25 protein-coding genes are annotated in these 26,172 nt (G+C 61.0%); 13 read left to right on the top strand and 12 right to left on the bottom strand.

Annotated elements, in window-relative coordinates; all coding sequences use genetic code 11:
- Positions 1 to 60: 60 nt before the first annotated feature.
- The 7 genes from PSH64_RS26615 to PSH64_RS26585 form a co-directional block, all read right to left on the bottom strand.
- A complete protein-coding gene (locus PSH64_RS26615; protein ID WP_105343569.1) occupies positions 61 to 873 on the bottom strand; it encodes a zinc-dependent peptidase in 813 nt (270 codons plus the stop codon).
- 6 nt (positions 874 to 879) lie between these two features.
- Positions 880 to 1,536, bottom strand: a complete 657-nt coding sequence (locus PSH64_RS26610) for a DedA family protein (RefSeq protein ID WP_105343571.1) — start codon at positions 1,534 to 1,536, stop codon at positions 880 to 882.
- A 366-nt stretch (positions 1,537 to 1,902) separates the two neighbouring features.
- Complete coding sequence (locus tag PSH64_RS26605; protein ID WP_018925733.1) at positions 1,903 to 2,364, bottom strand: N-acetyltransferase; 462 nt, start codon at positions 2,362 to 2,364, stop codon at positions 1,903 to 1,905.
- A 113-nt stretch (positions 2,365 to 2,477) separates the two neighbouring features.
- Positions 2,478 to 3,302: an ethanolamine ammonia-lyase subunit EutC gene (gene eutC, locus PSH64_RS26600; RefSeq protein WP_105343573.1), complete on the bottom strand. Its 825-nt coding sequence runs from the start codon at positions 3,300 to 3,302 to the stop codon at positions 2,478 to 2,480.
- 8 nt (positions 3,303 to 3,310) lie between these two features.
- The gene (locus PSH64_RS26595) at positions 3,311 to 4,705 is read right to left on the bottom strand and encodes an ethanolamine ammonia-lyase subunit EutB (RefSeq protein WP_305479175.1); all 1,395 of its coding nucleotides are present in this window, start codon (positions 4,703 to 4,705) and stop codon (positions 3,311 to 3,313) included.
- Positions 4,706 to 4,823: 118 nt separating this feature from the next.
- On the bottom strand, positions 4,824 to 6,194 hold the full coding sequence (gene eat / locus PSH64_RS26590; RefSeq protein WP_105343577.1) for an ethanolamine permease: 1,371 nt from the start codon (positions 6,192 to 6,194) through the stop codon (positions 4,824 to 4,826).
- Positions 6,195 to 6,414: 220 nt separating this feature from the next.
- Entirely contained in the window at positions 6,415 to 7,935 is a 1,521-nt protein-coding gene (locus tag PSH64_RS26585) for an aldehyde dehydrogenase family protein (protein WP_105343579.1), read from the bottom strand.
- Positions 7,936 to 8,414: 479 nt separating this feature from the next.
- Between PSH64_RS26585 and PSH64_RS26580 the strand changes: the two genes are divergently transcribed.
- The 4 genes from PSH64_RS26580 (at position 8,415) to PSH64_RS26565 (ending at position 12,753) form a co-directional block, all read left to right on the top strand.
- Entirely contained in the window at positions 8,415 to 10,328 is a 1,914-nt protein-coding gene (locus PSH64_RS26580; protein ID WP_305479174.1) for a sigma-54-dependent Fis family transcriptional regulator, read from the top strand.
- A gap of 169 nt (positions 10,329 to 10,497) precedes the next feature.
- A complete protein-coding gene (gene mpl, locus PSH64_RS26575) occupies positions 10,498 to 11,847 on the top strand; it encodes a UDP-N-acetylmuramate:L-alanyl-gamma-D-glutamyl-meso-diaminopimelate ligase (RefSeq protein ID WP_305479173.1) in 1,350 nt (449 codons plus the stop codon).
- Entirely contained in the window at positions 11,844 to 12,476 is a 633-nt protein-coding gene (gene ubiX, locus PSH64_RS26570) for a flavin prenyltransferase UbiX (RefSeq protein ID WP_007937469.1), read from the top strand. Before mpl ends, ubiX begins: the two co-directional genes overlap by 4 nt.
- Positions 12,469 to 12,753: a YceK/YidQ family lipoprotein gene (locus PSH64_RS26565; protein WP_105343585.1), complete on the top strand. Its 285-nt coding sequence runs from the start codon at positions 12,469 to 12,471 to the stop codon at positions 12,751 to 12,753. The genes ubiX and PSH64_RS26565 overlap by 8 nt, the downstream gene beginning before the upstream one ends.
- Before the next feature lie 127 nt (positions 12,754 to 12,880).
- Here the strand turns inward: PSH64_RS26565 and PSH64_RS26560 are convergent, their stop codons facing one another.
- From PSH64_RS26560 to PSH64_RS26550, 3 genes are all read right to left on the bottom strand, one after another.
- On the bottom strand, positions 12,881 to 13,522 hold the full coding sequence (locus PSH64_RS26560; protein WP_105343587.1) for an oxidoreductase: 642 nt from the start codon (positions 13,520 to 13,522) through the stop codon (positions 12,881 to 12,883).
- Positions 13,523 to 13,549: 27 nt separating this feature from the next.
- Complete coding sequence (locus PSH64_RS26555; protein ID WP_305479172.1) at positions 13,550 to 15,265, bottom strand: C13 family peptidase; 1,716 nt, start codon at positions 15,263 to 15,265, stop codon at positions 13,550 to 13,552.
- Between the two features lie 113 nt (positions 15,266 to 15,378).
- Complete coding sequence (locus PSH64_RS26550) at positions 15,379 to 15,834, bottom strand: MaoC family dehydratase (protein ID WP_105343591.1); 456 nt, start codon at positions 15,832 to 15,834, stop codon at positions 15,379 to 15,381.
- 193 nt (positions 15,835 to 16,027) lie between these two features.
- Here PSH64_RS26550 and PSH64_RS26545 point away from each other — a divergent pair, with 193 nt between their 5' ends.
- From PSH64_RS26545 to PSH64_RS26535, 3 genes are read left to right on the top strand one after another with little or no spacing between them, the layout of a single operon-like run.
- A complete protein-coding gene (locus PSH64_RS26545; RefSeq protein WP_105343593.1) occupies positions 16,028 to 16,390 on the top strand; it encodes a CidA/LrgA family protein in 363 nt (120 codons plus the stop codon).
- On the top strand, positions 16,387 to 17,103 hold the full coding sequence (locus PSH64_RS26540; RefSeq protein ID WP_105343595.1) for an LrgB family protein: 717 nt from the start codon (positions 16,387 to 16,389) through the stop codon (positions 17,101 to 17,103). Before PSH64_RS26545 ends, PSH64_RS26540 begins: the two co-directional genes overlap by 4 nt.
- A gap of 10 nt (positions 17,104 to 17,113) precedes the next feature.
- The gene (locus tag PSH64_RS26535; protein ID WP_305479171.1) at positions 17,114 to 17,704 is read left to right on the top strand and encodes an LON peptidase substrate-binding domain-containing protein; all 591 of its coding nucleotides are present in this window, start codon (positions 17,114 to 17,116) and stop codon (positions 17,702 to 17,704) included.
- Between the two features lie 24 nt (positions 17,705 to 17,728).
- On the opposite strand, the gene PSH64_RS26530 is transcribed toward PSH64_RS26535, so the two are convergent.
- Positions 17,729 to 19,045 (bottom strand): bifunctional DedA family/phosphatase PAP2 family protein, encoded by a 1,317-nt coding sequence (locus PSH64_RS26530; RefSeq protein ID WP_105343598.1) that lies wholly within the window; start codon positions 19,043 to 19,045, stop codon positions 17,729 to 17,731.
- Between the two features lie 193 nt (positions 19,046 to 19,238).
- A complete protein-coding gene (locus tag PSH64_RS26525; protein WP_105343600.1) occupies positions 19,239 to 19,937 on the bottom strand; it encodes a DNA-3-methyladenine glycosylase in 699 nt (232 codons plus the stop codon).
- A 187-nt stretch (positions 19,938 to 20,124) separates the two neighbouring features.
- Here PSH64_RS26525 and PSH64_RS26520 point away from each other — a divergent pair, with 187 nt between their 5' ends.
- The 6 genes from PSH64_RS26520 (at position 20,125) to rodA (ending at position 26,166) form a co-directional block, all read left to right on the top strand.
- Positions 20,125 to 21,396, top strand: a complete 1,272-nt coding sequence (locus PSH64_RS26520) for a glutamate-5-semialdehyde dehydrogenase (RefSeq protein ID WP_305479170.1) — start codon at positions 20,125 to 20,127, stop codon at positions 21,394 to 21,396.
- Between the two features lies 1 nt (position 21,397).
- Positions 21,398 to 22,081, top strand: coding sequence for a nicotinate-nucleotide adenylyltransferase (gene nadD, locus PSH64_RS26515; RefSeq protein ID WP_105343604.1), 684 nt, complete (start codon positions 21,398 to 21,400; stop codon positions 22,079 to 22,081).
- A gap of 72 nt (positions 22,082 to 22,153) precedes the next feature.
- Entirely contained in the window at positions 22,154 to 22,648 is a 495-nt protein-coding gene (rsfS, locus tag PSH64_RS26510; RefSeq protein ID WP_105343606.1) for a ribosome silencing factor, read from the top strand.
- Between the two features lie 9 nt (positions 22,649 to 22,657).
- The gene (gene rlmH / locus PSH64_RS26505) at positions 22,658 to 23,125 is read left to right on the top strand and encodes a 23S rRNA (pseudouridine(1915)-N(3))-methyltransferase RlmH (protein ID WP_003185785.1); all 468 of its coding nucleotides are present in this window, start codon (positions 22,658 to 22,660) and stop codon (positions 23,123 to 23,125) included.
- A 10-nt stretch (positions 23,126 to 23,135) separates the two neighbouring features.
- The gene (mrdA, locus tag PSH64_RS26500; protein WP_105343608.1) at positions 23,136 to 25,031 is read left to right on the top strand and encodes a penicillin-binding protein 2; all 1,896 of its coding nucleotides are present in this window, start codon (positions 23,136 to 23,138) and stop codon (positions 25,029 to 25,031) included.
- 31 nt (positions 25,032 to 25,062) lie between these two features.
- Positions 25,063 to 26,166, top strand: coding sequence for a rod shape-determining protein RodA (rodA, locus tag PSH64_RS26495; protein WP_181150679.1), 1,104 nt, complete (start codon positions 25,063 to 25,065; stop codon positions 26,164 to 26,166).
- Positions 26,167 to 26,172: the final 6 nt, after the last annotated feature.

Here is a 26,172-nt window from a genome sequence, read left to right as displayed (position 1 = left end):
AGTGGCGGCGATTATAGGCATATTCTGCCAACGACGCCATGTACAGAGGTCGTAGAGACCTTAGTCATGAGCCCGATAGACCGGATCATCGGCCTGAAGTTGCGTAAGCCTTGTCAAAGGATCCTGCCGGTAAAACAGCCTCAACTGCTCGTAGACCTGTGGATAAGCCTCGTGCAGCAGATCCGGGGCGCTGAAGAAGTATTCGCTGGTGACCGCGAAAAACTCGGCGGGATTTTCCGCTGCGTAAGGGTCGATGGCGGTTTCAGCGTCCGGATTTCGCTCCAGTTGCCGGTCGAGGTCGTCGTAAGCCTCTTGCATCACCCTGGCCCAGTCGCTGACGCGCATATCGGCATGCAGCGGTGGCAGGCCATTGGCGGCGCCGTTGAGCATGTCGAGTTTATGCGCCAGTTCGTGGATCACCAGGTTGTAGCCTTCCCAGCCACCGCTGGCCATCACCCCAGGCCAGGCGAGGATGATCGGCCCTTGCTGCCAGGCTTCGCCGCTGTGTTCGCCGTCCCATTCGTGTTCGACGCCACTGGCATCGCGATGGCGCTGGGGGCTGAGGAAATCGTCGGGGTAGAGGATGATTTCGTGAAAGCCCTGATACCAGTTCAGATCGCCCAAATGCAGCAGCGGCAATTGGGCCTGGGCGGCGAGCAGCAGGCGTTGCTCCTGGTGGAGTTCGACGCCGGGCAGGGCGGTCAGGTGTTTGTCTTGCAGGAACAGCACGCAGGCTTCGCGCAGCCAGCGGTCTTCGGCCGCGCTGATGCCATCGAGAAAACTCAGGTGGTGACGCACCCGTTGCCACATGTCATCGGCAATCGGGTGCCTGGCCAGGGTGCGCCGGCGTCGCCAGGCGCTAAGGGACCACATCGTCAGTCAGCGGGGTTCGGCTTTGGACGCGGCGTTGGCGAGGCGGCTGCGGATCAGGCTGATGATCATCGGTAGCAGCGACAGCAGGATGATGCCCACCACCAGCAACGACAGGTTTTTCTTGATGAACGGTACGTTGCCGAAGAAATAACCGAGGGTTACCAGGCCGCCCACCCAGAGGATGGTGCCGAGGACGCTGAAGGCAAAGAAACGCGGGTAAGGCATTTTGCCGACGCCGGCGACGAATGGGGCAAAGGTACGGATGATTGGCATGAAACGCGCCAGGGTCACGGTTTTGCCTCCGTGCTTGTCGTAGAAGTCGTGGGTTTGCTGCAAGTAGTCGCGGCGGAAGATTTTCGAGTTCGGGTTGCTGAACAGCCGTTCGCCGACGGTACGGCCAATCAGATAGTTGGTGCTGTCACCGAGGATCGCCGCCAGCATCAGCAGGCCGCCCAGCAATACCGGGTCCATGCCGCCACCGGCCGCCACGGCCCCGGCGATGAACAGCAGGGAATCGCCCGGCAGGAACGGCATCACCACCAGACCAGTTTCGCAGAAGATCACCATAAACAGGATGGCGTAGATCCATGACCCGTAGTTAGTCACCAGCAAGTCGAGGTAAACATCGAGATGCAGGATAAGGTCGATCGGGTTGAAATCCATGGAAAGCACCTGTGGTGATGGCCCGACTCGGCAGGCCTGTGCGGATGGCTCTGCGTAAGACTACAGCAGGGTGTAATTTTTCTTACGAGCCGTGAGGTGTGGGCATTATACGGGGTGAAAAGTGAAAAACACGTCGAGTTTGTAGCGAGGAATGTCGATGGGTCGACCAGCAGTCTGTTGGCCTTGCACAATCCTTTGTGGCGAGGGGGCTTGTCGGAACGCCGCATCGCTCCGTTCGGCCGCGAAGCGGTCGTCAATCAGCAAATCAGTTTTGTCAGACAAGACGCCTGTCCGGGATTGGGAGCGCTTCGCACTCCAGCGGGGGTAAGCCCCCTCGCTGCAGGGTGCGCCTCGCCGCCAAGGTGTTTACAACTCGTCACTGATCGGCAACACGTAGTTCTTGAACTCGGTATCTTCCCTGAACCCTATGGATTCGTAGGTTTTCTGCGCGACTTCGTTGTTGCTGCTGGTGGAAACGCGCATGCGCACGGCATTGGTTTCCTTGGCCATTTTCTTCGCGGTGCGGATCAGGTTGTCGGCCACCAACTGGCGGCGGGCGTCTTCGGCGACGTAGATGTCGTTGAGGATCCACACGCGTTTGAGCGAAAGAGACGAAAAGCTCGGGTACAACTGACAGAAACCCAACAGTTTGTTGTTGTCGTCATCGGCCAGGGCCAGGTAGATCACCGACTCTTTGCGTCGCAGGCGCTTTTCGAGGAACGCCCGGGACGAGTCCGGATACGGCAGGGATCCGTAAAACTCGCGGTATTTGACGAACAACGGGGTCAGCAGGTCGAGGTGTTCGAGGGTCGCTTGAATAATCCGCATGGTAGGTCTCGTCTTCAAGTGGCTGTCTTACGTGGTGACGGCGATAGGAAACCCCTGGCGGCCGTGCATCGATCCTGCCTGAAACCGGAACAGAAACGCAATGCGGAAACGGTTCAGGCGTTCGACGGGCTGAGTAGGAAATTACCTTTCAAGTCTGCTCCTGTGTCCGACTCCAGCGTCTGAACCTGGGCTTCGTCCTTCAGACTGACCCCCGATAACTGCCGCCGACAGGCTTCGCGCATCAGATACAGCAAACGGTGTGCCGCCATGCCATAACTCAAGCCTTCGAGCCGGACATTCGAGATGCAATTGCGATAGGCATCCGTCAGTCCGACCTTGGGATTATAGGTGAAATACAACCCCAGGCTGTCCGGCGAGCTCAAGCCGGGGCGTTCGCCGATCAGTATGACCACCATTTTCGCACCGAGCAGCTCGCCAATCTCGTCGGCCACCGCCACCCGGCCCTGTTCCACCAGAATCACCGGTGACAGGGACCAACCTTCAATGGCTGTCTGTTCTTCCATGCGCGCCAGAAACGGCAAGGTGTGGCGATGAACGGCCAGTGCCGAGAGACCATCGGCCACCACTACAGCCAGATCCACCCCGCCAGGATTGGCTCGTGCGTAATCGCGCAGGGTCTGCGCCGACTCGTCACTCAACTTGCGTCCCAAATCGGGGCGCTGCAAATAGCTGTTCCGGTCCGTGGCGGCGCTGTGCAGCAGCAAGCTCTCACGTCCACGCTCGGCCAGTTGCGAACTGAGCCCCGGGTGATCGAATGGCAGGTGCACCGCGTCCCTGGCCTGTGCATGGGCATACTGGAAATCCAGCTGCGCGCGGGTCGGCATGCTGGTGCCGGTGCGACCCAGTGCAATGCGCGCCGGGGTCAGGCGACGCAGTTCCAGCAACGGGTTTTGCGGATCGAGGGGTGGCTTATCCATATAAACACTCATCCCAGTTGCGCCAATGCCTGGCGGAACGCCGGTGGCAGGCTGTTGCCGAAGTGAATCTTGCCGTCTGCCTGGGTGAAGATGCCCATCTTCGCCAGCCACTGTTCAAACTCCGGCGCCGGTTTCAGGCCCAGGGTTTGCCGGGCGTAAAGGGCGTCGTGGAATGACGTGGTCTGGTAGTTGAGCATGATGTCGTCGGAGCCGGGGATGCCCATGATGAAGTTGATCCCGGCCACGCCCAGCAAGGTCAGCAGGGTGTCCATGTCGTCCTGGTCGGCTTCGGCATGGTTGGTGTAACAGATGTCGCAACCCATGGGGACGCCCAGCAGCTTGCCGCAGAAGTGGTCTTCGAGGCCGGCGCGGATGATCTGTTTGCCGTTATAGAGGTATTCCGGGCCGATGAAGCCTACGACGGTGTTCACCAGAAACGGTTTGAAATGCCGTGCCACGGCGTAGGCGCGGGTTTCACAGGTCTGTTGATCGATGCCGTGGTGGGCGTTGGCCGACAAGGCACTGCCTTGGCCTGTCTCGAAATACATCAGGTTTTGGCCCAATGTGCCGCGATTCAGGCTCAAGCCCGCGTCGTAGCCTTCCTGTAAAACGTTGAGGTTGATGCCGAAACTGGCGTTGGCCGCTTCGGTGCCGGCAATCGACTGGAACACCAGGTCCAGCGGAACCCCGCGATTGACCGCCTCGATGGAGGTGGTGACGTGGGTCAGCACGCAGGCCTGTGTCGGAATGTCGTAGCGCTGGATGATCGCGTCGAGCATTTCCAGCATGGCGCAAATCGAAGCGATGCTGTCGGTGGCCGGGTTGATGCCGATCATCGCGTCGCCGTTACCGTACAGCAGACCGTCGAGAATGCTTGCGGCGATGCCGGCCGGTTCGTCCGTGGGATGGTTGGGTTGCAAGCGTGTCGAGAGCCGGCCACGCAGGCCCAGGGTGCCGCGGAACTTGGTGACCACGCGGATTTTCTGCGCCACCAGCACCAGGTCCTGCACGCGCATGATCTTCGACACGGCGGCGACCATTTCCGGGGTCAGGCCGGGGGCGAGGGCGCGCAGGCTCTGTTCGTTGGCGGCGTCGCTGAGCAGCCAGTCACGGAAACCGCCGACGGTGAGGTGGCTGACCGCTTTAAAAGCCTGTTTGTCGTGAGTGTCGATGATCAGTCGGGTGACCTCATCGGCCTCGTAAGGAATCAGCACTTCCTCCAGGAAGTGGGCCAGCGGGGTGTCGGCCAGGGCCATCTGCGCGGCCACCCGCTCGCCATCGTTGAGGGCTGCAACGCCGGCCAGAAAGTCCCCGGAGCGCGCCGGGCTGGCTTTGGCCATGACCTCCTTGAGGCTGTCGAAGCGGTAGGTCTGGGCGCCGACGGTATGGGCAAATACGGCCATGGGACGGTGTCCTCCTGATTCAATAAATATCTCAAATGCACCACTAACCCCTGTGGGAGCGGGTTCTGGTGCACTTCAATAGGGCAGGCGCCGGGAGTCAGCCCGGCGCCGGTGCATTTCAGACGCCTTCGAGCATCGCATCTGCCGGCGCATCGGCGCGTTGCTTGGCGGTCAGTTGGAAATACAGGTAACCGGCCACCATGAAACCGAGGAACACACAGCCGATCAGCGCGTTGAACCAGGCCATCGCCACCAGGCACACCACCGCCAGAAACAGCGCGATCCCCGGTACGATCGGGTAGCCCGGCGCGCGGAAGGTGCGCTCCAGGTTGGGTTCGGTTTTACGCAGTTTGAACAGGCTCAGCATACTGATGATGTACATCACGATGGCGCCGAATACCGACATGGTGATCATTGCAGCCGTCAGCGTCATGCCTTGCAGGTTGATCAGGCCGTCGCTGTAGATCGCCGCGATGCCGATCACGCCGCCCGCCAGGATCGCCCGGTGCGGGGTCTGGAAGCGCGAGAGCTTGGCCAACCCTTTAGGCAGGTAACCCGCGCGCGCCAGGGCGAAGAACTGCCGCGAATAGCCCAGAATGATCCCGTGGAAACTCGCCACCAGACCGAACAGGCCGATCCACACCAGCATGTGCATCCAGCTCGAATTGTTGCCGACCACGGCTTTCATCGCCTGAGGCAGCGGGTCGTTGATGTTCGACAGCTGACGCCAGTCGCCGACACCGCCGGCCATGACCATCACGCCGATGGCGAGGAACACCAGGGTCAGGATGCCACTGACATAAGCCTTGGGAATCGTGCGTTTCGGGTCCTTGGCTTCTTCGGCGGCCATGGCTGCGCCTTCAATGGCGAGGAAAAACCAAATCGCGAACGGGATGGCCGCAAAGATGCCGGGAATCGAGGCCATGCTGAATTCGTTGGCGCCCGACCAGCCGTTGAGCACGAAGTTACTGAAGCTGAAGCCTGGTGCGACCACACCCATGAACACCAGCAATTCGGCGACGGCGAGCACGGTGACCACCAGTTCGAAGGTGGCCGCGATGCTCACGCCGAGGATATTCAGGGTCATGAACACGAAATAGGCGCCAACAGCGGCGACCTTCGGGTCCAGTTCCGGGTATTGCACATTGAGGTAGGCGCCGATGGCCATGGCAATTGCCGGTGGCGCAAAGACGAATTCGATCAGGGTGGCGATGCCGGCGATCAGTCCGCCTCGTTCGCCGAAGGCCCGACGGCTGTAGGCAAACGGCCCGCCAGCGTGGGGAATGGCGGTGGTCAATTCGGTGAAACTGAAGATGAAGCAGGTGTACATCGTCGCCACCATCAATGCGGTGACGAGAAAACCCAGGGTGCCTGCGGTGCCCCAGCCGTAACTCCAGCCGAAATACTCACCGGAAATCACCAGGCCGACGGCAATGCCCCATAGATGCAGAGTGCCGAGTGTGGGTTTGAGCTGTGTTGTAGAAGTCATAGGTCCTCTCTGCGTGGTAGAAGTCATAAGTCCTCTCTGTCTTTTTTATTGTTTGATTTGTTGGACTTTCGGGTATGGCATTCAGCGTGTAGAGCGGGCGTGCAAAGCCCATGCCAGACCGGCAGAGCGATGAAGGAGGCGTTTAAGGGCACCATCGCGGGCTTGCCCGCGATGGCCTTCTGAAGGGCGATACAGAAATACCTGTATCGCCCCCCGGTTTTTAGAAGAAGCCCAACGGGTTGATGTCGTAGCTCACCAGCAGGTTTTTGGTCTGCTGATAGTGATCGAGCATCATTTTGTGGGTTTCACGCCCGACACCGGACTTTTTGTAACCGCCGAACGCGGCGTGCGCCGGGTACAGGTGGTAGCAGTTGGTCCACACGCGACCGGCCTTGATGGCGCGGCCCACGCGGTAGGCGCGGTTGATGTCGCGGGTCCAGAGGCCGGCACCCAGGCCGAACTCGGTGTCGTTGGCGATGGCCAGGGCTTCGGCTTCGTCCTTGAAGGTGGTGATGCTCACCACCGGGCCAAAGATTTCTTCCTGGAACACGCGCATTTTGTTGGTGCCCTTGAGCAGGGTCGGCTGGATGTAATACCCGGTCGCCAGGCTGCCCTCGAGTTTTTCCACCTTGCCACCGGTCAGCAGCTCGGCGCCTTCGCCCTTGGCGATGTCCAGGTACGAAAGGATTTTGTCGAATTGCTGCTCGGACGCCTGGGCGCCGACCATGGTGTCGGTGTCCAGCGGGTCGCCGCGTTTGATCTGCAGGACTTTGTTCATGACGACTTTCATGAACTCGTCATAGATCGACTCTTGCACCAGGGCGCGGGACGGGCAGGTGCAGACCTCGCCCTGGTTGAAGAACGCCAGCACCAGGCCTTCGGCGGCCTTTTCGATGAAGGTCGGTTCGGCTTGCATGATGTCTTCGAAGAAGATGTTTGGCGACTTGCCACCCAGCTCCACGGTGGACGGAATGATATTTTCGGCGGCGCATTTCATGATGTGCGAGCCGACCGGGGTCGACCCGGTGAAGGCGATCTTGGCAATGCGCTTGCTGGTGGCCAGGGCTTCCCCGGCTTCTTTGCCGAAGCCTTGCACCACGTTGAGCACGCCAGGTGGCAGCAGGTCGCCGATCAGCTCCATCAGCACAGTAATGCCCAGCGGGGTTTGCTCGGCAGGTTTGAGGACAATGCAGTTACCCGCGGCCAGGGCCGGGGCGAGTTTCCAGGCGGCCATCAGAATCGGGAAGTTCCACGGGATAATCTGCCCGACCACGCCCAGCGGTTCATGGATGTGATAGGCCACGGTGTTGCCGTCGATCTCGGCGGCGCTGCCTTCCTGGGCGCGGATGCAGCCGGCGAAGTAGCGGAAGTGGTCGGCGGCCAGCGGGATGTCGGCGTTAAGGGTTTCACGCACGGCCTTGCCGTTGTCCCAGGACTCGGTGATCGCCAGCAGTTCCAGGTTCTGTTCGATGCGATCGGCGATTTTCAGCAGCACCAGCGAGCGTGCCTGGGCGGACGTGGCGCCCCAGGCATCGGCGGCGGCATGGGCGGCGTCCAGGGCCTTTTCGATGTCTTCGGCGGTGGAACGCGGGAATTCGGCAATCGGTTGGCCGTTGACCGGCGAAGTATTGGTGAAGTACTGACCTTTGACAGGCGCGACGAACTCGCCGCCGATGTAGTTACCGTATTTGCTCTTGAACGAAACGATAGCGCCTTCAGTGCCTGGGTGAGCGTAACGCATGATGGGTTTCTCCTTGGCTTTTGTGCTTATAAGGGAGGACGCGCCAGAGCGCGGTAACAAGCGTAGAGCAAAGGTTGGGCCACCGCCTTGCAGGTCAGTTAAATCAAGGACTTGTGTGTTTTTTGTCGGACGGCTGGGCGGGGCTTGTGACGCTTGCGGTACAACCCGTGTGACACTTTGTACCGCTTGTGGCACAACCTGTGACCGATGGGTCTTGCCAGCATTGCAATGCGTCGATGGCTGGAGGATGCTGGGCCTCAAATGGCCCACAGGTAATCCTCTGTGGCGAGGGAGCTTGCGTGGCGAGGGGGCTTGCCCCCGTTGGGCAGCGAAGCAGCCCCCAAACCATTCACCTCGATTTACCAGATACACCGCATGCTCAGGATTTACGACTGCTGCGCAGCCGAACGGGGGCAAGCCCCCTCGCCACAGGAAGTGGTTATAGGTAGGCACTCACCTATCGGGGAGAATAATAAGAAATGCACGACAACCATTTGAGTCGCCATGCCCAGCAAGTGTTGACCGTGACCCAGGGCAAATCCCACCTGCACGGTCCCGGCAGCGATCCGTCCATTGCCCGTTCCTGGCTGCGTTGCCTTGAGGACTATCACCTCGACCCGGCCCTGACCATGGCGCCGACGGTGCTGGAACATGGCCGTCTCCTGGAAAGCCGCGAACGTTTGCAGCAAGTGCTGCAGATCGCCGGCAACGAAATGACCAGCCTCCACCAGCAACTCTCCGGCGCCGGCCACGCCGTGTTGCTGACCGACGCTCGCGGGGTGATCCTCAACTGCGTCACCGCGCCCGCCGAACGGAAGATTTTCGAACGCGCCGGCCTTTGGCTGGGCGCCGACTGGAGCGAAGCCTGCGAAGGTACCAACGGCATCGGCACCTGCCTGGTGGAGCGCCAGTCCCTGACCATCCACCAGGACGAACACTTTCGCGGCCGCCATACCGGCCTGACTTGCTCGGCAAGCCCGGTGTTCGATCCTCACGGTGAACTGTTGGCGGTGCTCGACGTGTCTTCGGCGCGTCACGAGGTTTCGCGGCAGAGCCAGTTTCACACCATGGCCCTGGTTAATCTGTCGGCGAAGATGATCGAGAGCTGTTATTTCCTGCGTTACTTCGACAATCAATGGCTGCTGCGTTTTCACTTGCAGGCCGAATCCGTCGGGCTGTTCAGTGAAGGGCTGCTGGCGTTCGACGGGGAAGGGCGGATCTGTGCGGTCAACCAGAGCGCGCTGAATTTGCTGGGGCATATTCGTGGCGGCCTGTTGGGCCAGCCGGTGGAGGCGTTTTTCGACTGCTCGCTGGATGAATTGCTCGGCCGCGCGAGCGCCAATGCCAGCGCCAGTTGGCCGTTGCGCACCCGAGACGGGCGGCGGCTGTTTGCGGTGTTGCGTGGGCAGCCGCGCAGCATTCCTGCGCCCGTGGTGCAGAGCCCGGCAGTGGTCGAGCGCCCACGGCTGTCGGGTATTTGCCTGGGAGACACCGCGTTGCAGGAAGACTTCCGCAAGGCCTTGCGTGTGTTCGAACGGGACGTGCCGTTGCTGATCAACGGCGAAACCGGTTCCGGCAAGGAAGCCTTCGCCAAAGCCGTGCATCAGGCCAGTCAACGGGCAGAAAAGTCTTTCGTTGCCCTCAATTGCGCGGCGATTCCCGAAAGCCTGATCGAAAGCGAGCTGTTCGGCTATCGCGGCGGAAGCTTCACCGGTGCCCGCAAGGAAGGCATGCGCGGCAAGTTGCAGCAGGCCGATGGCGGGACTTTATTCCTGGATGAAATCGGCGACATGCCGCTGAGCATGCAAACCCGGCTATTAAGGGTACTGGAAGACCGTCAGGTGGTGCCGATTGGCGGCGAACCGGAATCGGTCAATGTGCGGATCATCAGCGCCACTCACCGCAATTTGCTCGAGAGGGTGCAGGACGGCAGTTTCCGCGAGGATTTGTATTACCGGCTCAATGGGCTGGAGGTTGCCTTGCCGGCGTTGCGCGAGCGTACGGACAAATCGCAGTTGCTCGACTTTCTGCTGGCCGAAGAGGCGGGCGGGGAGACGGTATTGATTGATGCAGCGGCGCGGCAGGCCTTGCTGGATTTTGCCTGGCCGGGGAACGTGCGGCAGTTGCGCAATGTGCTGCGGACCCTGGCGGCGTTGTGTGACGGCGGTCGGATCGGGCTGGAAGATTTGCCGGCGATGATTCGTCAGGCCCGGCCGGTGACGGTGGCGACGATTGAAGAACCGTCCGAGTATCCGCTGGACGATGCCGAGCGGTTGGCGTTGCTGACGGTGCTGGAGCAGCAGCGTTGGCACATGACCCATACCGCCGAACAGCTGGGCATCAGCCGCAATACGCTTTATCGGAAGCTGCGTAAACACGGTATCGCCTGGTAAACCACGTCGCGGCCATTCGCGAGCAAGCCCGCTCCCACATTGGATTTTGTGTACACCCAAAACCTAATGTGGGAGCGGGCTTGCTCGCGAAGGCGTCCTCAAGTCAGAAACAAAGGTGCGATTTTCCCCTCCCTACGCTAACCTGCGGCCATGTTTTACGAGGTCGACTATGCACATTCATATTCTTGGTATTTGCGGCACTTTCATGGGTTCGATGGCGGTTCTGGCCAAAGAGCTGGGCCATCGCGTGACCGGCTCCGACGCCAACGTCTATCCGCCGATGAGTACTCAGCTGCAAGCCCAGGGCATTGAGTTGACCCAAGGTTACGACCCGGCGCAGCTCGATCCGGCTCCGGACCTGGTGGTGATCGGCAATGCCATGTCCCGCGGCAACCCGGCCGTCGAGTACGTGTTGAACAAAGGCCTGCCGTACGTCTCCGGCCCGCAATGGCTGGCCGATCACGTGCTGCAAGGCCGCTGGGTGCTGGCGGTTGCCGGCACGCACGGCAAGACCACCACCAGCAGCATGCTCGCCTGGGTTCTGGAACACGCCGGTATGAGCCCGGGTTTCCTGATCGGCGGCGTGCCGCAGAATTTCTCGGTGTCGGCGCGTCTGGGCGATACGCCATTCTTCGTGATTGAAGCCGACGAATACGACAGCGCATTCTTCGACAAGCGCTCCAAGTTCGTTCACTACCGCCCGCGCACGGCGATCCTGAACAATCTGGAGTTCGATCACGCGGACATCTTCCCTGATCTGGCGGCCATCGAGCGACAGTTCCACCATTTGGTGCGGACCATTCCGAGCGAAGGCCTGGTGATCCATCCGACCACAGAGCCGGCGTTGCAGCGCGTCATCGACATGGGCTGCTGGACCCCGGTGCAAACCACCGGCGCCGGCGGTCAATGGCAGGTCAAACTGCTCAGTGAAGATGGCTCGAAGTTCGAAGTGATGTTCGAAGGCGTCGCTCAAGGCGTGGTCGAGTGGGACATGACCGGTCAGCACAACGTCGCCAATGCCTTGGCCACCTTGGCCGCCGCGCGCCACGTCGGCGTCGTGCCGTCGATGGGCATTGCGGCACTGAGCGCGTTCAAAAGCGTGAAGCGGCGGATGGAAAAGGTCGCGGAAGTCCGTGGTATCACCATTTACGACGACTTCGCTCACCACCCGACCGCCATTGCCACCACCCTCGACGGTTTGCGCAAACGCATCGGCGATGCGCCGTTGATCGCGATCATCGAGCCGCGCTCCAACTCCATGAAACTCGGCGCTCACCGCGATGGCTTGCCGGAAAGCGTGGTCGATGCCGATCAGGTGATCTGGTATTCGCCGGCCAACCTCGGTTGGGACTTGGGCGCCACGGCGGCGTTGTGCACCGTGCCGTCGATTGTCAGCGATTCGCTGGAAGGCATCATCGAGCGGGTGAAGAGCCAGGCCCAGCCCGGCACCCACGTGGTGATCATGAGCAACGGCGGCTTCGGCGGCCTGCACGGCAAACTGGCCGAGGCGCTGCAATGAACAATGGTCCGGAACGCATCACGCTGGCGATGACCGGCGCTTCGGGCGCCCAGTACGGCCTGCGCCTGCTCGACTGCCTGGTGCGCGAGGACCGCGAGGTGCACTTCCTGATTTCCAAGGCCGCGCAACTGGTGATGGCCACCGAGACCGATGTCTCGCTGCCGTCCAAGCCGCAGATGATGCAAGCCTTCCTCACTGAATACACCGGCGCCGCCGCCGGGCAGATTCGGGTGTATGGCAAGGAAGACTGGATGTCGCCGGTGGCTTCGGGCTCCGGCTCGCCAGCGGCGATGGTGGTGGTGCCGTGTTCCACCGGGACTTTGTCGGCTATCGCGACCGGGGCCTGCAACAATTTAATCGAGCGGGCGGCCGACGTGACATTGAAGGAGCGCCGTCAGTTGATTCTGGTGCCGCGTGAAGCACCGTATTCGAGTATCCATCTGGAGCACATGCTCAAGCTGTCGAACATGGGCGTGACGATTCTGCCGGCGTCGCCGGGTTTCTATCATCAGCCGCAGACCATTGATGACTTGATCGACTTCGTCGTGGCGCGAATTCTCAATTTGCTGAACATTCCGCAAGACATGCTGCCGCGCTGGGGTGAACACCATTTGAGCAGTGATGAATAAGCTGCTGATCATCCTGCTGACGGTGCAACTGGCAGGCTGCGCCACGGCGCGCACCCTCGATGCCGCCAAGCCTGGAGCGCCGGTGGTGTATTCGGGAACGCGTCTGGACTTGTATGCAATGAACGGCGGGTGCTGCGCCATGGACAGATTTGGCGCAGAGGCGCCGAGTTATCCGGGCGTCGATCTACCGGCCAGTGCGTTGCTCGACACGCTGCTGTTGCCGTTGTCGTTGTTGACGGTGATTGGCGTAAGTTTTCAAGCAACGGGTGGTTTGTAGCGTTCGGCTTTGAATCGATGTTGCGCCCTTCGCGAGCAAGCCCGCTCCCACATTGGGTCTGTGTCGTGCACAAATCCAATGTGGGAGCGGGCTTGCTCGCGAAGGCGTCCATTCAGGCACTGCGCAATTATTTGCCCAGCTTGCGCAACTCATCCGACTCAACAATCCGCACGCCGTCCTGTTCTTCCAGCGCCAGGCGCCACATTGCTCGAGCCAGTTGGCAGGCTTCGATACCGTGGTATTTGCCCGGAATCAATTTCGACAACGGGCCGGCGACCCGCTCGGCCAGCCGCGGCTCGACACGCTCGCCCAATAACAGCGAAGGCCGGCAAATGGTCAGCTGCGGCCAATTCTGCGCGCGCAATGCGTGTTCCATCTCGCCTTTAACCCGGTTGTAGAAAATCGAGGATCGCCGATCGGCGCCCAAGGCGCTGATCACAATCAAGTGCCGTGCGCCCATCTCCCGTGCACGTTTGGCGAAGGCCACCACCATGTCCAGGTCCACTGCGCGAAATGCTTCTTCGGAGCCGGCCTGCTTGATGGTGGTGCCAAGGCAGCAGTAAGCGATATCCACCCGACCGTTCAATTGCGGCAAAAACACCGCAGGATCGCCGACCGGGTTTTCCAGGTGAGGATGCTCAGCCAGTGGCCGGCGTGAGGGTGCCAACACTCGTGCGATCGTTGGCTCATTGAGCAGACGGTCAAGCAAATGCTCACCGGTCAACCCGGTAGCTCCGGCAAGCAATACATGCTGAGGCGTCAAGTACATAATAATTCCCCCTTGATACTCTTCAGCTTAGTTGCTCTTTTCATCCTTGCTGATAGAGACACTTTGCAGGGCCTTTCGTGCTTGCTGCTTACGTAACAATTGCCAGTGGGCGAGCACGGTTTTCGGCGCCCAGATCTGTGGCTCGGAAGCTTCGAAGTTGTCGGCCAGCTCACGCTCGGCCACGGTGGTGCTGGCCCGTTTGAAGGCTTGCTCCAGATCGTCGGTCTGGTTCAGTGCCTGGGCAAACAAGGCATCGCCGAAATAAGTGAAGTTGGCTTCTTCCGAACAGCCGAAGGACACCCGATCGGCGCGTGATGCGGTGATGATCAGGGTGCGTTCGTCCTTGAGTGCGGGGATGAAGCCGCCGGAATAGCAAGACGAAATCACGATGATTTTGTCGCGCTTCTTCAGGGGGGCGAGGACGGCGGCGAGTTCGTCGGCCGGCAGGTCGGCCAGTTCCATGCGTGGCTGGTCGAGTACCAGTTCGTGTTCACTGGAGCCATGGCTGGTCAGGTAAATGAACAGCAAGTCTTCCGGGCCACTGCGCTCGGCCAGGGTTTGTGCGGCGCGGCGCAGGTTTTCCCGAGTGGCCATCGGCCGGTCGCCGAGGTGGTCGCGATGATTCACCAGGCGGATCTGGCCGAAAGCGCCGAAACGGCTGGCGAGCATGTTGGCGACGTAGTCGGATTCGCGCAGGAACACGCTCTGCTTGCCGTCACCGCCCAGGGTCAAGGTGTACAGCTCGACCGCCGGAGTCGAGGCCGGGACGTTGGCCAGCGCTTCGTCGAGCAAGCGGCCCTGAGCCAGCAAGCCGAGTTCCAGGGTGTCGGGCAGCAGCTTGCCGTCGGCGTCGCGCACTCGCTGACTGTTGATCCAGGTGCCGCTCAGCACCGTGCCATCGGTCAGCACCAGCGTGCCTTTGCCCTGATAGTTGTCGCCGTCGAACTGGCCGATATAGAAACTGCCATCGGCCAGGTTCAAGCGGCCCTGGCCGGTGAAGCGCCAGTCACTGAACTGACCGATGTAGTGACTGCCATCGGCGCCGATCAACTCGCCCTTGCCGTTCAGCACGCCTTCCTTGAACTGACCGATCCAGACGTCGCCATCGGCGTTTTCGTAGCGGCCCTTGCCATGCAGTTGATTGTTCTTGAACCCGCCGACATAGATATCGCCATCGGCGCTGTTGAAGGTGCCGTTGCCTTCCAGCTGGCCGTCGACGAAATGCCCGGTGAACTGATTGCCGCTGGCATCGCTGCGCTGGCCTTCGCCGTTGGGTTTGCCGTGGGCGAACTGACCCTGGTACTGGCTGCCGTCTTCGAGTTCCAGACGACCGAGCCCTGAATATTGATCGGCCTTGAATTCGCCGCGGTAGGTCATGGCGTTTTCTTTGAGGGTGCCTTCACCATCCCGTCGGCCGGCCTTGAAACCGCCGGTGTAGCTGCTGCCGGTGGTGGTCAAGGTGCCTTGACCGTCGAACAGCCCCTGCTGGAATTGCCCGCGATAGACCTCGCCGTTGCTGCCGTGCCATTCGCCCTGGCCATGCCATTGGCCTTTGTCGAAGTGGCCGGCGTACCAGCTGCCATTCGGGTAATCGATGCGACCCTCGCCTTGCAGCAAGCCGTTGACCAGGTCACCGCGATAGCGCCCGCCGTCCGGCAGACGGGCATCGGGGGGCAGCAGCGATTCGCCATCGCCACAGGCGGTGAGCAACAGGGTCAGGGCAAGGAGTGCAAGTGAGCGCATAGCGGGATCCGGGCAATTAGGCGACCGAGTATGCCGCAGCTATGTGCCCTTATACAGCTGGTAGAAAAGCAGACGGCGCGAAACAGCGTGAGCTGCTTCGCATCCGGGATGGTTTACACGAAGCAGAGGGACAGTGGCTCAGCGATATACGCCGGTTTGTCCGACCCTTCGATTTCAAGGGTGGCGGTGGCCTTGAGCAGCCACTGGCCGGGTTTCTTCTCGGTGACGTCGTTCATGTCGACCTTGAGGCGAACCCTGGAGTTGACCTTCACTGGCTGGATGAAACGCACGCTGTCCAGGCCGTAGTTGACCACCATCTTCACGCCTTGAGGCAGGATGAGGATGTCTTCCATCAGCTTGGGGATCAGCGACAGCGACAGGAAACCATGGGCGATGGTGCTGCCAAAAGGTGTTTGCGCGGCTTTGACCGGGTCGACATGGATGAACTGATAATCGCCTGTGGCTTCTGCGAACAGGTTGATGCGTTCCTGATCGATGGTGAGCCATTGGGAACATCCGAGTTCCTTGCCGACATAATCTTTGAGCTCTGCAATTGGAACATAGGGCATTGAGACTCTCCTTGGGTTCATCGGTTTTATAGTTTTCGAGTGGGGGGATCTGGCCTCCCTGCGAACCACTTTAGATCAACATGACAAATTGCTCCGGTCAACCGACCATGCTTTTGGCGAATGCCGATCCATAGCGTTGGCGTGCTTATAATGTCGCGCCCCTTCTTGGTGGGGAGAGCACGGGAGATGATGGATGTTGTTACGTGGCCTGACCTGGCTGGTGCTGTTTCAATTGCTCGGCACTGCCCTCAACCATCTGATATTGCCGGTGCTGCCCGGGCCGATCATTGGCCTGCTGTTGTTGCTGGGGTATCTGATTGCCCGCGGTCAAGTCGGCGAACCGCTGAACCTCGCCGCCAGTAGTCTGCTGCGTTACCTGCCGTTGTTGCTGGTGCCGCCGGCCGTGGGCGTGATGGTTTATGCCGCTGACATTGCCGCGGATTTCTGGGCGATCACCGGTGCGCTGGTATTGTCGCTGGTGCTGTCGATGGCCTTCGCCGGGGTGCTGATGCAGCGCCTGGTCAAGCGTCACGCTCATTCCGAGGACAGCCAATGATGTTCGATTGGCATGGCGCCTGGGCCTCGGTGATTCATCATCCGCTGTTCGGCATCGGCATTACGCTGGGTGCGTATCAGTTGGTGCTGGCGGCGTTCGAGAAAACCCGCTGGATCTTTTTGCAACCGGTGCTGGTGTCCATGTTGCTGGTCATTGGTGTGCTGGTCAGTTGTGGCCTGAGCTACACCGAATACCGCAAGAGCACCGAGATCCTCAGTATCTTGCTCGGGCCGGCCACTGTTGCGCTGGCGGTGCCGCTGTATCTCAACCTGCGGCGGATTCGACAGTTGTTCTGGCCGATATTTACTACGCTGGTGATAGGTGGCGTGGTCGCCACTGGCATGGGTGTACTGCTGGGCTGGTGGTTCGGCGCCGAACACATGATCCTGATGACCATGGCCCCCAAGTCGGTGACCTCGCCGATAGCCATGCTGGTGGCCGAGCAGATTGGTGGTGTCGCGGCACTGGCGGCGGTGTTCGTGTTGATCACCGGAGTGATCGGGGCGATCTTCGGGCCGAGTCTTTTGACCCGTCTCGGTGTCCACAGTCCGGAGGCCCGCGGTATGGCCCTGGGCATGACCGCCCACGCGGTCGGCACGGCGGTGGCCATGCAGGAAAGTGAGGAGTGCGGCGCCTTCGCGGCGCTGGCGATGAGTCTGATGGGCGTGGCCACGGCGGTGTTCCTGCCGTTGGCGGTGTCGATGGTGGTGTAAGGAAATGTCTATGAGTCTGCCGCTTTTCCCGCTGAACACAGTGCTGTTTCCGGACTGCATCCTCGACTTGCAGATATTCGAGGCGCGCTACCTGGACATGATCGGTCGCTGCATGAAACAGGGCAGTGGCTTTGGCGTGGTGTGCATTCTTGAGGGCGAAGAAGTCGGCATCGCTCCTGAAGGCTACGCACGGGTGGGGTGCGAGGCGCTGATCACCGATTTCCATCAGCAGGACAATGGCCTGTTGGGCATTCGGGTAAAGGGCGGGCGGCGTTTCCACGTAGTGCGCACCGAGGTGCAGCGCGACCAGTTGATCGTCGCCGACGTCGAGTGGCTTAAAGATGAGCCCGAGCAACCGCTACAGGATGAAGATGCCGATCTGGTGGCGCTGCTCAAGGCCTTGGCGGAACACCCGATGGTCGAAGCGCTGAGCATGGGTACCGAAGCGACAGGGCAACAGTCGCTGGCCAATCAGTTGGCGTATCTGTTGCCGTTTTCCGAGGCGGACAAGATTGACCTGCTGCAACTCGATGATCCGCAACAACGGCTGGATGCGATTCAGGCGTTGCTGAATGAATTGCAGGGTGAGTTGTTTGCCTGACGTCCGCTGCGATCTTTTGATCTTCTAATAGGCATACCGCAACAGCGCATGCGGCAAATGCCGCAACACAAAGAAACCGAACAACGCCACCAACGATGGCAACACCAGCCACCAGACCTTGGGTGGCATGGCGTTGAGCGGCGTCTGGCGTTGCGTCAGCCATAGGCTCGCCGCACACACGCATGCCGCCAACATCGCGCCGGCCAGCACATCAGTCGGCCAGTGCGCCCCCAGATACACCCGCGACAAGGCAATCGTCAGCGCCGGCAAGCAGCCGACCAATAACCAGGTCAGGCGCATACGCGGCGGTTGTCCACGACCCGCCAGCACCGCGAGCGTCAGAAACAGCGCGAACGAGCCCGAAGCATGGCCGCTGGGCATGCTGTAGCTGGTCAACGGATCGCTCAGCACTTCCGGGCGGATACGGGCGAAAAAGTGCTTGGTTGCGGTGTTGCCCAGCGCGGTGAAAAGCAACGTGCTGCCGGCGAAGATCGCATGCCGCCATTGTCGCGTCAGCAACAGCAGGGCCGTCAACAGGGCGCTGATCATAAACATGTTGCGGAATTCGCCGATCAGCGTGAACACCACCGCCACTTCATCGAGCGTCGGGCTGCGGTGTTCCTGCACCAGGGTCATTACCCCTTGATCGAGGGCGGTCAGGTGCGGGTAACCAATGAACAGTCCCGCCAGAATTAGAAAGCTCATGCCGGTGATCATCATCGTCGCCTTGCGATGACGGCGCATGCTGCTGGTAATGCTCAAGCCCACCATGACGGCGATGCTGCCCGCGACGATCCCGGCCTCGGGCCAGAAACCTTCAGGCAACGGTAAGCGAATGGCCGCACCGGTGGCCCAGCCGGGTAGCAGGTACGCAACACTCCAGCCCGCGGCGGCCAGCAGGCTGACGGCGGCGAAGCGCGGGAACGGCATGTCGAACATCCCGGCGACCATCGGCAACATTGGCCGCAACGGGCCGATAAAGCGTCCGACCAGCAGGCTGGCAATGCCATAACGCTGGAAATACGCCTCGGCCCCGGCGATCCATTCCGGATGATGACGCAACCCCGGCAGGCGCCGGATGTTCTGGTGGAAATGTCTGCCAAGAAAATACGAAACGACGTCACCCAGCACGCCGCCGAGAAAACCCAACAGCAATGTTTGACCCAGCGACAACGCGCCACTGCCGGCCAGCACCGCGACGGCAAACAGCAGCACTGTGCCAGGCACAATCAATCCGGCAATCGCCAGACATTCCACAAAAGCCACGATGAACACTGCCACGGCCAGCCACTGCGGATTGACCGTCAGCCAACCGGTCACGCTATCGAGCCATGGGCCCATAAAAACAACTCCATCGAATAATTATTTGGCCCCAAGGGCGGGCCCAATCTTCGTAACGGCACAGATTTCCTGTGGGAGCGGGCTTGCTCGCGAAGGCGGTGTGTCAGGCGACATCAATATCGCCTGGGAGGCCGTTTTCGCGAGCAAGCCCGCTCCCACATGGGTTTGCCTTTGTTTCAAGTCCGGGAAAATTTCAGGACAGCAAAAAATAGTCTCGACCTTCCACCTGGCCCCGGCGCAACGGGTTGCGGGTGCAGTACGGCGCGTAAGCCGCGTCGACGAAGCGATACATCAAATGTTCGTCGCGCCCGTGGGGGATGCCCAGGCGTGTGGTCTGGATGACGTGGCCGGGCGCAGGCCCGATGTCTTCCACCAGCAGTATTTCATGGTCGAAGCGCTTGGCGTCCCAGACCGGCACCTTCAGCCCCAGCGCCTTGCACAGCAACGTCTGTCCGGCGCACAGCTTTTGCGAGGGGCGAGGACGGCCCTGTGCATCGGGATTGTTCAGCAGCATCTGCGCCAGGCTCGCCGGCCCGCTCAGTTCATCGACCCATGGATAGGCGGATTTGATCAATACCGCGTTGCCGGGACCCTTGGCGCTGAAGTTCAGTGAGTCGCCGCCGCGGGCGTAATACATATAGATGTGGCCGCCATCCAGAAACAAAGCCTTACGCTTTTCTGTGTAACCAAGGGAGGCATGGCTACCCTTTTCTTCACAGTAATAGGCTTCGGTCTCGATGATCCGGGCGCTGAGCCACAGGTCGTCGACCCGGTGGCGGATGATTTTGCCCAGTAAATCCCGGGCCAGCGTTTGGGCGTCGCGGTCGAAAAACGCATCCGGTAGCGCTTTGGGCTGGCGCGTATCGGACGCAGGAACAGTCAGGTTGGTCATGATGAACAGCGCTTATCAGGGCTGATTGAGTCTTAATGATAACAATAAGCAGCTTAATCACGGCTGAACGTCGGCAAATTGCCCTCCATTTCGACCATCCGCCCGTCACCGCTGTTAGTCGGGGGGCGCGACAGCTATAATCTGCCGCTTTATTCTTTACCAAGCCTAGCAAAGACCTCTACAGACCATGACTGAGTCCGTTCTTGACTACATGACCCGCTTGGGTCGCGCCGCCCGCGAAGCTTCCCGCGTGATCGGTCGTGCCAGCACCGCGCAGAAAAATCGCGCCTTGCAGGCTGCCGCCAATGCGCTGGACGCTGCGCGCGCCGAGCTGGCAGCAGCCAATGAACTGGATTTGGCCGCCGGCCGCGCCAATGGTCTTGAGCCGGCCCTGCTGGAGCGCCTGGCGCTGACGCCGGCGCGCATCGACGGCATGATCGTCGGGTTGCGCCAGGTCGCGGCCCTGCCGGACCCGGTCGGCGCGATCCGTGACATGAGCTATCGGCCGTCGGGCATTCAGGTCGGCAAGATGCGCGTGCCGTTGGGCGTGATCGGGATCATCTACGAATCCCGGCCGAACGTGACCATCGATGCCGCCAGCCTGTGCCTGAAGTCCGGTAACGCGACCATCCTGCGTGGCGGCTCCGAGGCGATTCATTCCAACCGTGCCATTGCCGCCTGCATCCAGCGTGGCCTGGCCGAGGCCGATCTGCCGGCCGCCGTGGTGCAAGTGGTCGAAACCACCGACCGTGCCGCCGTGGGTGCGCTGATCACCATGCCCGAATATGTCGACGTCATCGTGCCCCGTGGCGGCCGCGGCCTGATCGAACGGGTCAGTCGCGATGCCCGCGTGCCCGTCATCAAGCACCTGGACGGCATCTGTCACGTCTACGTCGGTGCCCACGCCGATCTGCCGAAAGCCCAGCGCATCGCGTTCAACGCCAAGACTTACCGTTACGGCATCTGCGGTGCCATGGAAACCTTGCTGGTGGATCAAGCGGTCGCCAGCGCATTCCTGCCGGCGATGGCTGCCCGGTTCCGCGAAAAAGGCGTCGAGCTGCGCGGTTGCGAGCGCACCCGGGCGATCATCGAAGCCATAGCGGCCACTGAAGAAGACTGGACCACCGAGTACCTGGCGCCGATCCTGTCGATCCGCGTGGTCGACGGGCTGGATCAGGCCATCGAGCACATCAACAGGTACGGCTCCCATCACACCGACTCGATCGTCAGCGAAAACCTGGCCGACACCCGGCGTTTCGTGGCTGAAGTCGACTCGTCCTCGGTGATGATCAACACCCCGACGTGCTTCGCCGATGGCTTCGAATACGGATTGGGTGCCGAGATTGGCATTTCTACTGATAAGCTGCACGCCCGCGGCCCGGTAGGCCTCGAGGGGCTGACCTGCGAGAAGTACATCGTGGTCGGCGACGGTCAGTTGCGCGGTCAGGAGTCGCTCTGACTTGGGCGACCTAGACCCGTCAGCCCAAGTGACCGCCAGCGAGCCCCGCCGCATCGGCATATTGGGCGGGACCTTCGATCCGGTGCACATCGGCCATTTACGCGGTGCGCTGGAAGTCGCCGAATCGCTGGCGCTCGATGAGTTGCGTCTGACACCCAGTGCCAGGCCGCCCCATCGGGACAAGCCGCAGGTGTCGGCGAAGGACCGTCTGGCGATGGTCAAGTGTGCGGTGGCCGGTGTGGCGCCGTTGGTGGTGGACGCCCGCGAATTGCAGCGGGACAAACCGTCCTACACCATTGACACCCTGGAACTGATGCGGGCTGAACTGGCCGCCTCAGACCAGGTTTTTCTACTTTTGGGCTGGGACGCATTTTGCGGCCTGCCCACTTGGCACCGCTGGGAAGAGTTGCTCCAGCATTGCCACATCCTGGTGCTGCAACGCCCGGATGCCGACAGCGAACCGCCGGATGCCTTGCGCAATCTGTTGGCGGCGCGCTCGGTGAGCGACCCGCTGGCCCTCAAAGGGCCGAGCGGACAGATTGCATTCGTCTGGCAGACACCGCTCGCGGTATCCGCCACCCAGATCCGTCAACTGCTGGCCAGCGGTAAGTCGGTACGTTTCCTGGTGCCCGACGCGGTCCTGGCCTACATCGATGCGCACGGACTTTACCGTGCGTCGAACTGAAAAAGGGCGCGCTTCAAGGCACGTGAATGCGTGTAGCGAAGCGCCCGAACATACGAGCAAAACGAGTTTTATATGACTGACAAAGACGTAAACAAAGTAAAGCGCAAAGGCACGTTCAAGAGCGCTCCGCTGCCGGTAGCGGCTGACACCGGCCCGGATCTGCGTGGCGAAGAGCTGGTCAAGGTTGCCGTGGCGGCCCTGGAAGACGTCAAGGCCCAGGACATCCTGGTGATCGACGTGCGTGAAAAGCAGAGCATCACTGACTTCATGATCATCGCGACTGGTACTTCCAACCGCCAGATCGGCGCGATGCTGGATAAGGTCCGCGAAGCGGTCAAGGCCCAGGGCGTCAAGCCGTTGGGTGAAGAAGGCAAGGGCGACAGCGACTGGGTGTTGCTGGATATGGACGATGTCATCGTGCACATGATGACGGCCAGTGCTCGCCAGTTCTATGACCTGGAGCGTTTGTGGCAGGGTGCCGAGCAGAGCCGTGCCGGCAGCGCCGCGCACCACAGCCCGGAAAACACCCATGAGCATTTCATCAAGCTCAACAAAGACCAGCAATAAGGGACCGCTGTGCGACTGCGACTGATCGCCGTCGGTTCACGCATGCCCAAGTGGGTGGAAGAAGGCTGGCATGAATATGCCAAGCGTCTTCCGTCCGAGCTGGCGCTGGAACTGGTGGAAATTCCGCTCAACACCCGCGGCAAGAACGCCGACGTGGCGCGCTTTATCCGTCAGGAAGGCGAAGCCATGCTGGCCAAGGTCGGGCCGAATGAGCGCATTGTCACCCTCGAAGTCCACGGCAAGCCCTGGAGCACCGAGCAACTGGCGGTCGAACTCGATCGCTGGCGGCTGGACTCGCGCACGGTGAACTTCATGGTCGGCGGCCCCGAGGGGTTGGCGCCGGAAGTCTGTGCCCGGGCGGATCAACGCTGGTCGTTGTCGCCGTTGACGTTGCCGCACCCGCTGGTGCGGATTCTGATCGGCGAACAGCTGTATCGTGCCTGGACAGTGCTGTCCGGCCACCCTTACCACAAGTAGTTCTGCCCCCATGTCCCAGCCGATCCGCATCAAGGACCACGAAAAAGACGCCCGTCTGGTGCGTGGCCGCGTCGTGTTCGGGGCAATTGCGGTAGTCACGCTGATCGGCGTGCTGATCGCGCGGCTGTATTTTCTTCAGGTGATCCAGTACGAGTACCACTCGACCCTGTCGGAAAACAATCGCGTCCATGTGCAGCCGATTCCGCCGACTCGCGGGCTGATCTACGACCGCAATGGCGTGGTGGTGGCCGACAACCGGCCCAGCTTCAGCCTGAGCATGACCCGCGAACGTTCCGGCGACTGGCAACAAGTGCTCGATGTGATCGTCGAAGTGCTGGAGCTGACGCCCGAGGACCGGGTGATCTTCGAGAAGCGCATGCGTCAGGGGCGCCGGCCATTCGAGCCGGTGCCGATCCTGTTCGAGCTGACCGAAGAGCAGATCGCCCGCATCGCGGTGAACCAGTTCCGTCTGCCCGGCGTGGAAGTGGTTGCGCAGCTGGTGCGGCATTATCCGCAGGGCGCGCACTTTGCGCACTCGGTGGGTTACATGGGGCGGATCAACGAGAAAGAGCTCAAGTCGCTCGATCCGGTGAGTTACAGCGGCACCCATCAAATTGGTAAAACCGGCATCGAGCGCTTCTACGAGCCCGAGCTGCACGGTCAGGTGGGTTACGAAGAAGTCGAGACCAACGCTCGGGGCCGCGTATTGCGCGTGCTCAAGCGTACCGAACCGATATCCGGCAAGGACATCGTCCTGAGCCTGGACATCAAATTGCAGGAAGCCGCCGAAGCCGCGCTTGGCGGTCGCCGTGGCGCGGTGGTAGCGCTGGACCCGAAAACCGGTGAGGTGCTGGCGATGGTCAGCCAGCCGAGCTTCGACCCGAACCTGTTCGTCACCGGCATCAGTTTCAAGGCCTACTCCGAGCTGCGTGACTCCATCGACCGGCCACTGTTCAACCGCGTGCTGCGCGGTCTGTACCCGCCGGGTTCGACCATCAAGCCGGCGGTGGCGATTGCCGGCCTGGATGCGGGCGTGGTCACGGCGTCGACCCGGGTGTTCGACCCGGGTTACTACATGCTGCCCAACTACGATCACAAATACCGCAACTGGAACCGTACCGGTGACGGCTTTGTCGATCTCGACACGGCGATCATGCGTTCCAACGACACCTACTTCTATGACCTGGCGCACAAGCTGGGGATTGATCGGTTGTCGTCCTACCTGAGCAAATTCGGCATTGGCCAGAAGGTCTCCCTGGACATGTTCGAAGAGTCGCCGGGGCTGATGCCGACACGGGAATGGAAGCGCGTAACCCGTCGTCAGGCCTGGTTCCCGGGCGAGACGCTGATTCTGGGGATCGGGCAGGGCTACATGCAGTCCACTCCGTTGCAACTGGCGCAGGCCACGGCATTGGTGGCCAACAAGGGTGTCTGGAATCGTCCGCACCTGGCCAAGACCATCGAGGGCGAGAAGCCGAAGGATGAAAATCCGATGCCGGACATCATCCTGCGCGACCCGTCCGACTGGACCAAGGTCAACCACGGCATGCAGCAGGTGATGCACGGTGCCCGTGGTACGGCGCGCAAGGCGTCGATCGGCGCGCAATACCGGATTGCCGGCAAAAGTGGTACGGCCCAGGTGGTTGCGATCAAGCAGGGCGAGAAGTACGACCGCTCCAAGGTGCAGGAGCGCCACCGCGACCACGCCTTGTTCGTCGGCTTCGCGCCGGCCGACAACCCGCAAATCGTGGTGTCGGTGATGGTCGAGAACGGCGAGTCCGGTTCCGGCGTCGCCGCGCCGGTGGTGCGTCAAGTCATGGACGCCTGGCTCCTCGACCAGGACGGCCGACTGAAAGCCGAATACGCCAGCCCTATCAGTGCGGAGGCTACGGCCCGTGAAGAGTAATTTCGATCGCATTCTGTCCAGCGAGGATGTGATGCGGCGCCGTGCGACGCTGCTGCAACGCCTGCACATCGACGGCCCGCTGCTGATCCTGCTGCTGACCCTCGCTGCCGGCAGTCTGTTCGTGCTGTATTCGGCCAGCGGCAAGAGCTGGGATCTGTTGGCCAAGCAAGCGACTTCCTTCGGTATCGGCCTGGTATCGATGATCGTCATCGCCCAGTTCGAACCGCGCTTCATGGCCCGCTGGGTGCCGGTCGGTTATGTGATTGGCGTGTTGTTGCTGGTAGTCGTGGATGTCATGGGCCACAACGCCATGGGCGCCACGCGCTGGATCAACATTCCCGGGGTGATCCGCTTCCAGCCCTCGGAATTCATGAAGATCCTGATGCCGGCGACCATCGCCTGGTACCTGTCCAAGCGCACCTTGCCGCCGCAGCTCAAGCATGTAGGTGTCAGTCTGTTTCTGATCGGGCTGCCGTTCATCTTGATCGTGCGTCAGCCCGACCTCGGCACTTCTCTGCTTATTCTCGCCGGTGGTGCGTTCGTTCTGTTCATGGGCGGCCTGCGCTGGCGCTGGATTCTCAGCGTGATTGCCGCGGCAGTGCCGGTGGCGGTCGGCATGTGGTTCTTCATCATGCACGACTATCAAAAGCAGCGAATCCTGACTTTCCTCGACCCCGAGAGCGATCCGCTGGGCACAGGCTGGAACATCATTCAGTCGAAAGCGGCCATCGGCTCCGGCGGCGTCTTCGGCAAAGGCTGGTTGCTCGGCACCCAGTCGCACCTGGACTTCCTGCCGGAAAGCCACACCGACTTCATTATTGCGGTGCTGGGTGAAGAGTTCGGCCTGGTGGGGATCTGCGCATTGTTGCTGATTTACCTGTTGTTGATCGGTCGCGGGCTGGTGATTACCGCCCAGGCCCAGACATTGTTCGGCAAATTGCTCGCGGGCAGCCTGACCATGACGTTTTTTGTTTACGTTTTCGTCAACATCGGTATGGTCAGTGGCCTGTTGCCGGTGGTGGGGGTGCCGTTGCCGTTCATTAGCTACGGAGGAACTTCGCTGGTGACGCTACTGTCAGCGTTTGGGGTTTTGATGTCGATCCATACCCATCGCAAGTGGATCGCACAGGTTTGAATAAGG

This window comes from Pseudomonas sp. FP1742, assembly GCF_030687145.1.
Taxonomy (GTDB): domain Bacteria; phylum Pseudomonadota; class Gammaproteobacteria; order Pseudomonadales; family Pseudomonadaceae; genus Aquipseudomonas; species Aquipseudomonas frederiksbergensis_D.
This window is presented reverse-complemented; position numbering and strand designations above follow the sequence as displayed.

Bases quoted from the DNA above. Each gene is read 5' to 3' on its own strand.
- PSH64_RS26525 (WP_105343600.1), bottom strand. From the start codon at position 19,937: ATGACCAACCTGACTGTTCCTGCGTCCGATACGCGCCAGCCCAAAGCG.
- mrdA (WP_105343608.1), top strand. From the start codon at position 23,136: ATGTCCCAGCCGATCCGCATCAAGGACCACGAAAAAGACGCCCGTCTG.
- PSH64_RS26605 (WP_018925733.1), bottom strand. From the start codon at position 2,364: ATGCGGATTATTCAAGCGACCCTCGAACACCTCGACCTGCTGACCCCG.
- PSH64_RS26545 (WP_105343593.1), top strand. From the start codon at position 16,028: ATGTTGTTACGTGGCCTGACCTGGCTGGTGCTGTTTCAATTGCTCGGC.
- PSH64_RS26550 (WP_105343591.1), bottom strand. From the start codon at position 15,834: ATGCCCTATGTTCCAATTGCAGAGCTCAAAGATTATGTCGGCAAGGAA.
- PSH64_RS26555 (WP_305479172.1), bottom strand. From the start codon at position 15,265: ATGCGCTCACTTGCACTCCTTGCCCTGACCCTGTTGCTCACCGCCTGT.
- eutC (WP_105343573.1), bottom strand. From the start codon at position 3,302: ATGGATAAGCCACCCCTCGATCCGCAAAACCCGTTGCTGGAACTGCGT.
- PSH64_RS26615 (WP_105343569.1), bottom strand. From the start codon at position 873: ATGTGGTCCCTTAGCGCCTGGCGACGCCGGCGCACCCTGGCCAGGCAC.
- PSH64_RS26580 (WP_305479174.1), top strand. From the start codon at position 8,415: ATGCACGACAACCATTTGAGTCGCCATGCCCAGCAAGTGTTGACCGTG.
- PSH64_RS26530 (WP_105343598.1), bottom strand. From the start codon at position 19,045: ATGGGCCCATGGCTCGATAGCGTGACCGGTTGGCTGACGGTCAATCCG.
- PSH64_RS26520 (WP_305479170.1), top strand. From the start codon at position 20,125: ATGACTGAGTCCGTTCTTGACTACATGACCCGCTTGGGTCGCGCCGCC.
- ubiX (WP_007937469.1), top strand. From the start codon at position 11,844: ATGAACAATGGTCCGGAACGCATCACGCTGGCGATGACCGGCGCTTCG.
- PSH64_RS26610 (WP_105343571.1), bottom strand. From the start codon at position 1,536: ATGGATTTCAACCCGATCGACCTTATCCTGCATCTCGATGTTTACCTC.
- rodA (WP_181150679.1), top strand. From the start codon at position 25,063: ATGCGGCGCCGTGCGACGCTGCTGCAACGCCTGCACATCGACGGCCCG.
- PSH64_RS26565 (WP_105343585.1), top strand. From the start codon at position 12,469: ATGAATAAGCTGCTGATCATCCTGCTGACGGTGCAACTGGCAGGCTGC.
- eat (WP_105343577.1), bottom strand. From the start codon at position 6,194: ATGACTTCTACAACACAGCTCAAACCCACACTCGGCACTCTGCATCTA.
- PSH64_RS26595 (WP_305479175.1), bottom strand. From the start codon at position 4,705: ATGGCCGTATTTGCCCATACCGTCGGCGCCCAGACCTACCGCTTCGAC.
- PSH64_RS26585 (WP_105343579.1), bottom strand. From the start codon at position 7,935: ATGCGTTACGCTCACCCAGGCACTGAAGGCGCTATCGTTTCGTTCAAG.
- rsfS (WP_105343606.1), top strand. From the start codon at position 22,154: ATGACTGACAAAGACGTAAACAAAGTAAAGCGCAAAGGCACGTTCAAG.
- mpl (WP_305479173.1), top strand. From the start codon at position 10,498: ATGCACATTCATATTCTTGGTATTTGCGGCACTTTCATGGGTTCGATG.
- PSH64_RS26540 (WP_105343595.1), top strand. From the start codon at position 16,387: ATGATGTTCGATTGGCATGGCGCCTGGGCCTCGGTGATTCATCATCCG.
- PSH64_RS26535 (WP_305479171.1), top strand. From the start codon at position 17,114: ATGAGTCTGCCGCTTTTCCCGCTGAACACAGTGCTGTTTCCGGACTGC.
- PSH64_RS26560 (WP_105343587.1), bottom strand. From the start codon at position 13,522: ATGTACTTGACGCCTCAGCATGTATTGCTTGCCGGAGCTACCGGGTTG.